At 73.2% G+C, this 11,394-nt stretch carries 9 protein-coding genes; 7 read left to right on the plus strand and 2 right to left on the minus strand.

Features of this window, described 5'->3' with window-relative positions; translation table 11 throughout:
* The 4 genes from ACFTZL_RS15315 to ACFTZL_RS15330 all read left to right on the plus strand — a co-directional run.
* Positions 1-1,875 (plus strand): asparagine synthase-related protein (locus ACFTZL_RS15315; RefSeq protein WP_382581842.1); only part of this gene is annotated, 1,875 nt, incomplete at its 5' end.
* Positions 1,868-2,176 (plus strand): actinodefensin-associated protein B, encoded by a 309-nt coding sequence (gene adfB, locus ACFTZL_RS15320; RefSeq protein ID WP_382581845.1) that lies wholly within the window; start codon positions 1,868-1,870, stop codon positions 2,174-2,176. The genes ACFTZL_RS15315 and adfB, both read left to right, overlap by 8 nt.
* Positions 2,173-3,216, plus strand: a complete 1,044-nt coding sequence (locus ACFTZL_RS15325; protein WP_382581848.1) for a DUF6895 family protein — start codon at positions 2,173-2,175, stop codon at positions 3,214-3,216. Before adfB ends, ACFTZL_RS15325 begins: the two co-directional genes overlap by 4 nt.
* Entirely contained in the window at positions 3,159-4,667 is a 1,509-nt protein-coding gene (locus ACFTZL_RS15330) for an FAD-dependent monooxygenase (RefSeq protein WP_382581851.1), read from the plus strand. Before ACFTZL_RS15325 ends, ACFTZL_RS15330 begins: the two co-directional genes overlap by 58 nt.
* A gap of 19 nt (positions 4,668-4,686) precedes the next feature.
* On the opposite strand, the gene ACFTZL_RS15335 is transcribed toward ACFTZL_RS15330, so the two are convergent.
* Positions 4,687-5,307 (minus strand): TetR family transcriptional regulator, encoded by a 621-nt coding sequence (locus ACFTZL_RS15335; RefSeq protein WP_382581855.1) that lies wholly within the window; start codon positions 5,305-5,307, stop codon positions 4,687-4,689.
* A gap of 192 nt (positions 5,308-5,499) precedes the next feature.
* Between ACFTZL_RS15335 and ACFTZL_RS15340 the strand changes: the two genes are divergently transcribed.
* The 3 genes from ACFTZL_RS15340 (at position 5,500) to ACFTZL_RS15350 (ending at position 9,786) form a co-directional block, all read left to right on the plus strand.
* Positions 5,500-6,270, plus strand: a complete 771-nt coding sequence (locus ACFTZL_RS15340; RefSeq protein ID WP_382581858.1) for an SDR family NAD(P)-dependent oxidoreductase — start codon at positions 5,500-5,502, stop codon at positions 6,268-6,270.
* Between the two features lie 91 nt (positions 6,271-6,361).
* Complete coding sequence (locus ACFTZL_RS15345; protein WP_382581861.1) at positions 6,362-8,167, plus strand: flavin-containing monooxygenase; 1,806 nt, start codon at positions 6,362-6,364, stop codon at positions 8,165-8,167.
* Between the two features lie 32 nt (positions 8,168-8,199).
* Complete coding sequence (locus ACFTZL_RS15350) at positions 8,200-9,786, plus strand: SMP-30/gluconolactonase/LRE family protein (RefSeq protein ID WP_382581866.1); 1,587 nt, start codon at positions 8,200-8,202, stop codon at positions 9,784-9,786.
* 28 nt (positions 9,787-9,814) lie between these two features.
* Here ACFTZL_RS15350 and ACFTZL_RS15355 read toward each other — a convergent pair whose 3' ends face one another.
* Positions 9,815-11,248, minus strand: a complete 1,434-nt coding sequence (locus ACFTZL_RS15355) for a DEAD/DEAH box helicase (RefSeq protein ID WP_382581863.1) — start codon at positions 11,246-11,248, stop codon at positions 9,815-9,817.
* Positions 11,249-11,394: the final 146 nt, after the last annotated feature.

Genomic DNA, 11,394 nt, shown 5'->3' on the forward strand with positions numbered 1-11,394 from the left:
TATGACACCACCGGCATGGCCTCCCCCAAGGCCGCCGGAGCACGCCCCTCGGCGTCGCAGGGGCCGGTCTACGAGAACGGTGCCGCGCTGGACGCCGACCGGGTGGAGCGGGCCGGGCGGGTTCAGTTCACCGGCTGGGTCGATCTGTCCGCGCTGCCCGAGTTCCTGCTTCTCGACACCGGCCGTGAGCCCGGTGCCGCCCTCGCCGCGCTGCAGCGCCTGCTCGATCTGCGCGGTGCCGAGGCGGTCCGCCGGCTGCGCGGCGACTTCGTGCTCGCCCATGTGGCGCCCGACGGAGGGCGGCTGACGCTGTACCGGGCGGTGAACGCCCTCACCCCGCTGTTCTGGACCCAGGACGGCGACAGCCTGCTGTGGGCCGCCGACCCGGCCCGGCTGCTGGGCGACCGCCCGCCCCGGCTGTCCGACGTGGACACCGACGTCCTGCCCATGCTCATCGCCGAGCGCGGCATGCCCGACGACCGCTCCTGGTTCACCGGCATCCGCAGACTCCCGCCCGGCAGCGCCCTGGTGCTGGAGTCCGGCCGGCGGCCCCGGGTCGAGACCTTCGACGAGTTCCGCCCGTACGAGAACCCGCCCCGGACCATCGACGAGGCCGCCGACGGGCTGCGCGAGCGCCTGGCCCGGGCCTGCGGCCGGATGCTCGCACACGAGCCGGACGCGGTCCTCATGCTCAGCGGCGGCATCGACTCCGCCGCCGTCGCCCACGAGATCGGCTCCGGCCCCGGACGGGCCATGGGACTGCACTTCACCCTGGAGGGCTTCCCCGGGTTCGACTCCGACCGGGAGGCGGCGGAGTCGGTGGCCCGCGCCTGCGGGCTGTCCTGGATGCCGTACGACATGTCCAAGCACACCCGGGCCGGCGGCGACTACATCGACATCCCGGCCACCGGCGCGCTGCCGCAGACCCATGTGCCCCTGCGGGGCATCGCCGCGGCCGTGGACCTCGCGGAGGCGGCCGGCGCCCGGTTCGTCCTGTCCGGGCTGCTCGCGGACCAGATCCTCGCCCACGACCTGCAACGCGGCCTGTTCTCCGTGGCCGGCCCGGCGATCCTCGACCCCCGGGTGGCGGGCGAACCCGTCTGGCAGACGCTCGCGGCGGCGGCGAAGACATCGTTCGCGGGCGGCACCCCGGCGACAGCCGGGCAGGGCACCGCACGGCCGGGCGGCAAGGCGCTGGCCACTGCTCGCTACCTCTACCGCCTGCTCAGCAGCGACCCCACCACCGCGCTGCCCGACCGCGACGCCATCGTGCACCCCGTCGGCTTCACGGAGGACGCCGGCGCCCGCGTCACCCTCGCCCTGCGCGAGGCCGCGGACCGGGCCCGCGACAGCCTCCACTCGACGATGGAGCGCGGCGGCTGGTCCCGCCGCCGGCTGCCGCAGGGCATCACCTCGCTGTTCATGCTCGGCCAGTCCCTGAGCACCGCCAACCTCCAGGCCGCCTGGCTCAACTACGCCCTGCCCAAACACCGGCTGATCAGCACGCCCTTCGCGGACCGGGACGTCGTGGAGTACGCCCTCGCCCTGCCCGCCCGGCACCGGATCGGCTTCGGGCACGGCCTCACCGTCGACAAGTTCGCGCTGCGGCTCGCCTACGCCGACCGTGCGGTGCCCGCCGGGATCGGCCACCGCATGCAGCAGGCCCGGATCGACTCGATCTCCGCGATGTTCGTCAACCAGAACGTCGAGACGTGCCGTTCGCTGCTCACCCCCGACTCGCTGCTGTGCCGCACGGGCGTGCTGAGCCGGACCTTCGTCGACGGTCTGACGCCCGCCCGGGTGCACCGCAACGGGGAGGAGATCGCCCGACTCTGCGTCATCGAGCGCTGGCTGGAAGGACTGGACGATGCGTGAACCGGAGACCGCGACGGGCGCCGCCGTCAGGCTGGCCGAGCACATCGTGTTCCGCGAACTCCCCTTCTGCGGAGTGCTGCTGGACACCGGACGGTTCACCGTGCACCGGCTGTCGCGCCGCGCCAGTCACGTCCTGCGGTCCGCGCTCGACCCCGGGACCCCCAACCCGTACGCCCCGCTGCTGCCCGACGGCGACGAGGAGACGGCGGAAGGGCTCCGCCGGCAGCTTCTCGACCGGCTGGAGTCGAGCGGCATGGTGCACCGGGTGCCCGACCAAGATGCCGCGGGGGAGCGCGGGTGACCTCCGGTCCGGCCACCCGCCCGGGGACACTTCCCGAGCCGCTGACCCGCGCCCTGACCTGGGCCGGCGACCGACTGCCCGCTTTCCTGCCGCCGCCGGACCCGGCCGCGCCGCGCGACCGCCTCAAGCCGCTGAGCGAACTCGCCCTCGCCCACCACTGGCTGGCAGACCGGCTCGGGCCGGGCGTCCGGGAGCTCGACGGCTGGCGGGACTTCCTCGTCGAGGCGTGCGCCGACGGACTCGCGGCCCGGGCGGCGACCGCCGAACCGGCCGACGCGCTCTACCTCATGCAGCCGTATCTCTGGCTCCGGGCCGCCGGTCACGTCGTGGAGGGGTGCGAGCACGTCCTGCGCGAGCGGGCCCGTGCCGGGGTGCGCCCCGGGTCGCCGGGCGTCCTGCACGCCCTGGAGGCCGCCGGCCTGCTGCGCACGGGCCAGGACTGGGCCGGGCTGTGCCGTACGACGGCCCTGGGCCCGGACCGGACGGAGAAGGACCTGACCCGGGACGCCTACCGCGTCACCCACGCGGTGTTCTACGCCACCGACATGGGCGGCACGGCACCCGCCCTGTCCGCCGCCGAACGGGACCGGATCGCCGCGCTGCTGCACCGGCTGCGCGGTCTCGCCGAGCGGGCCGGACGCTGGGACCTGCTGATCGAGACGCACATCGCGCTGCGCGGCGTCGGCGCCGGGTCCCCGGCCGCCGAGCAGGAGTGGGCGGCCCGGCGCGAGACCCTGGCCGTCCACTGCCACGGCGGCACACCGCTGGACGAGGCGGCCGCGCGCCGGCTGGCCCGGGACCGGCCCGCGCCGGACGACCCCGCGCTCTTCCGGTCCTGCTATCACGCGACCCTGGCCGACCTGCTGCTCCAGTCCCTGTCGGTGCCGGGAACACGAGAGACGCCAGGAACGACACGGACGCCAGGAACGACGCGGACGCCAGAGACGACACGGACGCCAGAGACGCAAGGAGACCCCTCACCATGCCCGAAGCCTCCGTCCCGGCAACGACCGCCCCTGACGCGGACGTCATCGTCGTAGGAGCCGGTCCGGTGGGCCTGATGCTGGCCTGCGAGCTGGCCGTCGCGGGTGTCGGCGTGCTCGTCCTGGAGCGGGCGGCGGACTTCGACCGGCGGCTGCGCGCCCCGGGCATCACCGCACGCAGCATCCAGGCCCTGGACCGGCGCGGTGTCCTGGACGAGCTGATGAAGGCGACGGCGGAGGCCGAACCGGCCTACCGCACCGAGCGCGACCAGGACGGCCGGGCACCCGAGATGCTCCCGGTCCGCGCCGGGATCCTCGAAGAGGTGCTGTACGACCACCTCCTGGGGCTCGGCGGCAGGGCGCGGCGAGGTCTGGCAGTGACCGGCCTGAGCGAGGCGACGACCGGCCCCGTCACCGTCACCGCCACCGACGACCAGGGCACCGGCCACACCTTCCGAGCCGCCTACGTCGTCGGCTGCGACGGCGGGCGCAGTGCCGTCCGCAAGACGCTCGGCATCGGATTCCCCGGGGGCGGGCCGAGCGTGACGGGATATCAGGCCGTGGTGACCGTCGAGCCCGAGGGCGCCCTGGAGCGGACCTGGCGCCGCACTCCCCGGGGCATCGCGGCCTACGCGCACGGCCCCAGCCGGATCGTCAGCGTCGAGTTCGACACCCCGCCCGTCGACCGCCGCAGCGAGGTGACCCTGGGCGAGGTCGAGGCCAGTCTGCGCCGCACCAGCGGTGTCGAGGTCACCCTGCGTGACCCGGTCTCCCTGGCCCGGTTCACCGGCACCTGCCGGCTGGCCGACCGCTACCGGCAGGGCAGGGTCCTGCTCGCCGGCGATGCCGCCCACATCCATCCGCCGTTCGGCGGGCAGGGCCTCAACCTCGGCCTCCAGGACGCCGTCAACCTCGGCTGGAAACTCGCCGCCACCGTCCGCGGCGACGCCCCCGAGGGCTTGCTCGACAGCTATGAGAGCGAGCGCAGGCCGGTCGCCGCCCGGGTGCTGCGCAACTCGGAGGCGGCCACCAGGCTGCTGCATCCGGGCCCGGACAACACGGCCCCCTACGAGCTGTTCTTCAAGGAGCTGATGACCGACCCCGCGGTCAAGCAGCGCCTGCACGACGTGTACGCCATGAAGGACGTGGTCCACCCGATGGGCACCGGCGGGTCCGAGCCGGCCGGTCTCCTCGGCCGGGCCTGCCCCGATCTCCTCCTGGAGCGCCCGCGGCAGGACGGCGGCGGCACGGTCCGCCTGGCCACGCTCCAGCAGGAGGGCCGTGCGGTCCTGGTCCACACCGCCGACCAGAGCGAACTCGCGGCGCAGGCCCTGGCATGGCGCGACCGTGTCGCCGTACTGGCCGCCGAGCGGGTCTCGCCGGACGTGCCCACTCCGCTGCTGGTACGCCCCGACGGCTATGTCGCCTGGACCCCGGAGGCGGCCCCGGAGACCACCCTTCTCACCGCGCTGCACCGCTGGTTCGGGGCGCCCGGGGCCGACGCCTGAGCGACCCGGGCAGGCCTGGTCAGCGCTTCTCGACGGCGTCGACCATCCGCAACGCGCGCCTGAGGGTCTCCGCCAGGGACGGCCCCGCCGCCGCGTCGGACCGCAGCGCCCAGTCCTCCACCGCGATGCGCATCGCGGTGTTCAGCGCGCCCGCTTCCACCCGGACCGCGAGATCGCCGGCGGGCCGGCCCGTACGGTCGGCGATCATCGCCGCGAACGTCGCCTCCGCGTCGTAGTGCGCCTCCAGCCACACCGCGCGCAGCCCCGGCTCGTCGCGGCACAGCAGCAGCAGGTCGCCCAGGGCACGCAGGCGGGGTGTGGCGTCGTCGTCGTACCGGACGCTCAGGATCGCCTCGGCGAGTGAGCCGTGCTCGCCCCGACCCTCCCGCAGATGCTCCGTCAGCAGCTCGAGTCCTGTGGTGAGCAGGGGACGTACGCACTCCTCCTTGGAGCGGAAGTACCGCCACAGCGTGCGCGTCGACACCCCCGAAGCGGAGGCGATGTCCTCCGCGGTCACCGCCGCCACGCCCTTGGCGGCGAAGAGCCGGACCGCCTCCTCGGCGATCTCCATACGCGTCTCGGCGCGCCGCCGCTCCGTCAGCGGTGGCCGCCCCGTGGCACCACCTGCTCGTCCGGCCATGCGCCCTCCTCGACTTGCCGTGCTCACTCTATTTTACGTCGCTTCACGTCTGACTGGCGTGAAAGGACCTGTTGGCACGACGCGTCTTTATGTCGCACTGAGACAGAAACCAGTACTGTGCCTGACGCCACACCAAGCCACAGCACGCCACACCACGTCACAGCACGCCAACGCGCCGTACGAAGGAGCCGCATGGGAGCCACGGGTCTGTCAGGCAAGAGCGTCATCGTCACCGGAGCCGCCTCCGGCATCGGCCGCGCCACCGCCCTGCGGTTCGCCGAAGAGGGAGCGAAGGTCGTGGTCGCCGACCTGAACGCGGAGGGTGCCAAGAGCGTCGTCGAGGCCATCGAGTCCGCGGGCGGAACGGCCGTCGCCGTCCCGGGCGATCTGAGCGACGCCGCGGTGGTCGACGCGGTCGTGGCCGCCGCGGCCGGCACCTTCGGCGGCATCGACGTCCTGGTCAACAACGCGGGCGTCATGGACAGCATGTCCGCCACGGCGGACGTCACCGACGCCGAGTGGGAGCGGACGCTGCGGATCAATCTCACCGCGCCGTTCCTGCTGACCAGGGCCGCCCTGCCGCACATGATCGCCGCGGGCGGCGGAGCCATCGTCAACACCGCGTCCGAGGCCTCGCTGCGCGGCAGCGCGGCCGGGACGGCGTACACCGTCTCCAAGCACGGGGTCCTCGGCCTCACCCGCTCCCTCGCGGTGATGTACCGGGACCAGGGCATCCGCGCCAACGCCATAGCCCCGGGCGGCACGGCCACCGACATCACGGCCGATGTCCACATCGACCGGGAGGCCCACGGACCGTCCGTCGTCGGCAGGCACTTCGTCAACATGGGCCGCATCTGCGAACCGGAGGAGCAGGCCGCCGCCATCGTCTATCTCGCCTCCGACGCGGCGAGCGGCGTCAACGGCGTCATCCTGCCGGTGGACAACGCCTGGGCCGCGGTCTGACCCCCACCCGCCCCCGCCGGAGAACAGCCGAAGAAACAGCCGAAGAAACAGCCGAAGAACAACCGCATACCGCGAGAGGAAGAGGACACCCATGTCCACCCCCCACACCCCCGAGTCGGCCCTGGGCTTCGACCCGGACGCCCTGCGCGAGCGGTACCGCGCCGAGCGCGACCGGCGGATCCGCCCGGACGGCAGCCGCCAGTACCGCCGTACCGCGGGCGAGTTCGGCCACTTCGACGAGGACCCGCACGCCGAGCCCGGCTTCACCCGGGAGCCCCTGCACGACCACGTCGAGGTGGCGGTCGTGGGCGGCGGATTCGGCGGTCTGCTCGCCGCCGCCCGGCTGCGCCAGGCGGGCCTGCGGGACATCCGGATCATCGAGAAGGGCGCCGACTTCGGCGGCACCTGGTACTGGAACCGGTACCCGGGGATCCACTGCGACATCGAGGCGTACGTCTACCTGCCCCTGCTGGAGGAGCTCGGCTACGTCCCGAAGTGGAAGTACGCGCCGGGCGAGGAGATCCGGGAGCACGCCGAGGCGATCGCACGGCACTTCGGCCTCTACCGCGACGCCTGCCTCCGGACACAGGTGAGCGAACTCCGCTGGGACGAGGCCGAGTCCGTGTGGGCCATCGGCACCGACCGCGGCGACCGGATGACCGCCCGGCACGTCGTCGTGGCGACCGGCCTGCTCAGCCAGCCCAAACTGCCCGGGATCGAAGGCATCGAGACCTTCAAGGGGCACATGTTCCACACCAGCCGCTGGGACTACGACTACACCGCCGGCGACGCGAACGGCGGCCTGACGGGGCTCGCCGACAAACGCGTGGCCCTCATCGGCACGGGCGCCACGGCCATCCAGGTCGTCCCGCATCTCGGCCGGGACGCCCGGCACCTGTACGTGTTCCAGCGGACCCCGTCCTCCGTGGACGTGCGCGGACAGCGCCCCACGGATCCCGAGTGGGCCGGCTCGCTCAAGCCCGGCTGGGCCCGGGAGCGCAGGGACAACTTCCTCTCGGTCGTCACGGGCGGCCGGGCCGAGGAGGACCTGGTCGCCGACGGCTGGACCAGCAGCGCCCGCCTCCAGCAGAAGCTCATCCCGACCAACAACTACGACGCCCTCACGCCCGAGGAGCGCGAACGCCTGGAGGAGATCGCCGACTTCCAGAAGATGAACGAGCTGCGGTCCCGGGTGGAGACGATCGTCGAGGACCCGGCGACGGCCGAGAAGCTCAAGCCCTGGTACCGCTACATGTGCAAGCGGCCCACCTTCAGCGACCTGTACCTGGAGACCTTCAACCGGCCGAACGTCACCCTCGTGGACACGGCCGACCACGGGGGCGTCGAGCGCATCACCGAGCACGCCGTCGTGGTGGGCGGGGTGGAGTACGAGGTCGACTGCGTCGTCTTCGGCACCGGCTTCGAGGTCGGCGTCTCCGGGCTGCTGTCCGGGCAGCTCCCCGCGTACGGCAGGGACGGCACCGCCCTGCTGGACTCCTGGCGGAAGACCGGCCCGAGGACCCTGCACGGCTTCTACAGCCGGGGTTTCCCCAACCTGTTCATGCTCGGCTCCGTGCAGAGCGCCAGCTCCGTGAACTACGTGCACGTGCTGGACGAACAGGCCACCCACGTCGCCGAGGTGATCGCCGAGGCGGTCGAGCGCCGGGCCCCGTGCGTGGAGCCCACGGCCGAGGCGGAGGCCGCCTGGGGGGACACGATCCGTCAGAAGTCGGCGGACCTGTACACGTTCCAGTCCGAGTGCACCCCCGGCTACTACAACGCCGAGGGCATGCCCCGGCCCCGCAGCGAGTCCTACGGCGACGGCCCGGTCGCGTTCTACGAGCTGATCCGACGCTGGCGCGCTGAAGGCGGCATGGACGAGGTGCTGGGATCGTGACGGGCGGTTCGAGCAGGTACGACGCGAGTGAGATGCGCAGTCCCGGCCGGCAGGCCACGCGCCTCAACTCACCGAACCCGCTGTGGGGTTCCAACGGCGTGGCGTTCGGCCCGGACGGGCGGCTGTACGTCGCCCAGTTCCTCGCCGGGAAGATCAGCGCCGTGGACCCGGCCACCGGGGACGTCGAGGTCGTCGTCCCGATGGACAGCCCCGTCGAGTCGCCCGACGACCTGGCCTTCGGGGCGGACGGCTCGATGTACATCGCCGACCTGGTCCCCGGCCGGGTGTGGCGCCGCAGCCCGGAGGGCGAGTACAGCCTGGTCTCCGAGGAGGTGAAGGTGCCCAACGGCATCACCTGCGTCGGCGACCGGCTCTTCGTCAACGAGATGAAGATGAACGGCCGGCTGCTGGAGCTCTTCCCCGGGGGCGGCGACCCGGTCGTCCTCACCGACGGACTGGCCTTCGGCAACGCGATGCAGCTCGGCCCGGACGGCTGCCTCTACTACCCGCACATGATCAGCAGGCAGGTCTGGCGCATCCCCCCGGACGGCGGGGTGCCCGAGGTGGTCGCCGAGGACGTGCACGACCCGGTCGCGGTCCGCTTCGACCTGGGCGGTGTCCTCAACGTCCTGTCGCGCGGCCCCGAGGGCATCGTCACCCGCGTCGACCTGCACGGCACGGGCGCGCGTTCACTGGTCACCAGCGGGGTCACGGGCCTGGACAACGCCGCGTTCGACGCGGAGAACCGCATGTTCGTCTCCAGCTTCGCGAGCGGCGGCATCACGGAACTGCGTCCCGACGGCCGCACCCGTCCCGTGGTGCCCCGCGGCCTGGACGGCCCCTACGGCGTGACGATCGACCTCGGCGGCACGGTGTACGCGGCCGACCACTACCGGGTGGCCCGGCCGGAACAACCCGACGAGGGCGGGTCGGGCGATGTGACCACGGAGATCCTCCAGCCCTTCTTCCACGGCATCACGGCCGACGGCGAACTCCTGCACACCACCTCGCAGTTCGGCACCGTCCAGACCTACGACCCCGCCGCCGGGACGACCCGGCTCAGGGCGAACGGCCTGAACCAGCCCCTGGGTATCGCGACCCGTGCCGACGGCGCCCTGGTCGTCGCCGAGACGGGCGCGGGCCGCGTCGTCGCCATCGACGGGACCGACACGGTCACCGTCCTCGCCGAGGGGCTCGACCACCCGGTGGACGTGACCTTCGACGCCGAGCAGCGCTGCTATGTCAGCGACGACCGGCGCGGAGCGATCCTGCGCATCGACGAAGGCGAGGCGGTGCCGGTAGCGGAGGGCCTCGGCGCCCCGCAGGGTCTCGCCGCCCACGGCGACGAACTCTTCACCGTGGACACCGAACACCGCCGGCTGTGGTCGGTTTCCTTGACGACGGGCGCCACCCGTGTCGAGGCCGAATCCCTGGCGGTCGGCATCCCCCCGGGCACCGGCCCCCGCCCGGCCCCCGCGCTCTTCACCCACCAGGTCCCCGGCCTGGCCCACCGGTTCGCGGGCCTCACCGCGGCCCCGGACGGCTCCCTGCTGCTGTCCGCGAACGGGGAGGGAACGGTGGTGCGGCTGTCTTCGGCGCGGAGCGACACGCAGCACTGAGCACGTGGCGTCCGCACCGGAGAGCGGTTCAGCGGCGGCGGCCCCGGGAGGGCCTGCCGCGCCGGGCGCGCGAGGCGGTACCCGTGCGGGCGGGGCGGTTCTCGGCGGGCGGCGGGGTGAGGACGACGGGCACGCCCGAGGGCGCCTGGGCACCGGTGATGCGGCTCAGCTCCGCCTCGCCCGAGCGGACCCGGGTGATCCGCGGCGTGATGCCGGCGTCGGCCATCAGCCGGGCCGTCTCGCGCCGCTGGTGCGGCAGGACCAGCGTGACGACGGTGCCCGACTCGCCGGCCCGGGCGGTACGGCCGCCCCGGTGCAGATAGTCCTTGTGGTCGCCGGGCGGGTCCACGTTGACGACGAGGTCGAGGTTGTCGACGTGGATGCCGCGGGCGGCGACGTTGGTGGCCACCAGGACCGTGACCTCGCCGTCCTTGAACCGGGCCAGGGTCCGGGTCCGCTGCGACTGGGACTTCCCGCCGTGCAGGGCCGAGGCGCGCACCCCGACGGCCAGCAGCTTCTTGGCCAGCCGGTCGGCGGCGTGCTTGGTGTCCAGGAACATGATCACGCGCCCGTCGCGGGCGGCGATCTCCGTCGTGGTGGCGTGCTTGTCCTCGTCCTCCACGTGCAGCAGGTGATGCTCCATCGTGGTGACCGCGCCGGCGGACGGGTCGACCGAGTGGACCACGGGGTCGTGGAGGTAGGTGCGGACCAGACGGTCGACATTGCGGTCGAGAGTGGCCGAGAACAGCAGCCGCTGGCCGTCGGGACGCACCTGGTCGAGCAGGGCCGTCACCTGCGGCATGAAGCCCATGTCGGTCATCTGGTCGGCCTCGTCCAGGACGGTGACCGAGACCCGGTCCAGCCGGCAGTCGCCGCGGTCTATGAGGTCCTTGAGCCGGCCGGGCGTCGCGACGACGACCTCGGCACCGGCGCGCAGCGCGCTCGCCTGGCGGCCGATCGACATACCGCCGACCACCGTCGCGAGCCGCAGGCGCAGCGCGCGTGCGTAGGGGGTGAGGGCGTCGGTGACCTGCTGGGCCAGTTCCCTGGTGGGGGTGAGGACGAGGGCCACCGGCTGCTTGGGCTCGGCCCGCTGCCCGTCGATACGGGCCAGCACGGCGAGGCCGAAGGCGAGGGTCTTGCCCGACCCCGTGCGCCCGCGGCCCAGGACATCACGCCCGGCCAGCGAGTTCGGCAGCGTCGCCGCCTGGATCGGGAACGGCTCCACCACGCCCTCGCTCCGCAGCGCGGCCAGCAGCCGATCGGGCAGGTCGAGGTCGGCGAACGCCTCGACGGCGGGCAGCGCCGGGGTGATGGTGGCGGGCGGCGCGAATTCGCCGCCGGGCGCGGTACGACGCCGGGGGGTGCCGCGTCCCGCACCGGCCGTACGGGAGGAGTTGTTCCGGCCTCCCGCCCTGCGCGAGTGCGACGAGCCGTTGTTCTTGCGAGCGGTGCGATCCAAGGGGATCCTTCCTCGATGCGGCACGTATCGGGGAATTCCCGGGGGTCAGACAGCCTCTGGGGGGCCGCACCAGGATTCGCAAGAATGAGCCGGGTAGGGAATGAAACGTGCGGGGGCCCCCAACACAAATTTGGGGGGCCCCAGCC

This window comes from Streptomyces sp. NPDC056948, assembly GCF_042674225.1.
GTDB classification, from domain to species: domain Bacteria; phylum Actinomycetota; class Actinomycetes; order Streptomycetales; family Streptomycetaceae; genus Streptomyces; species Streptomyces purpurascens.

Bases quoted from the DNA above. Each gene is read 5' to 3' on its own strand.
- adfB (WP_382581845.1), top strand. From the start codon at position 1,868: ATGCGTGAACCGGAGACCGCGACGGGCGCCGCCGTCAGGCTGGCCGAG.
- ACFTZL_RS15330 (WP_382581851.1), top strand. From the start codon at position 3,159: ATGCCCGAAGCCTCCGTCCCGGCAACGACCGCCCCTGACGCGGACGTC.
- ACFTZL_RS15335 (WP_382581855.1), bottom strand. From the start codon at position 5,307: ATGGCCGGACGAGCAGGTGGTGCCACGGGGCGGCCACCGCTGACGGAG.
- ACFTZL_RS15340 (WP_382581858.1), top strand. From the start codon at position 5,500: ATGGGAGCCACGGGTCTGTCAGGCAAGAGCGTCATCGTCACCGGAGCC.
- ACFTZL_RS15345 (WP_382581861.1), top strand. From the start codon at position 6,362: ATGTCCACCCCCCACACCCCCGAGTCGGCCCTGGGCTTCGACCCGGAC.
- ACFTZL_RS15350 (WP_382581866.1), top strand. From the start codon at position 8,200: ATGCGCAGTCCCGGCCGGCAGGCCACGCGCCTCAACTCACCGAACCCG.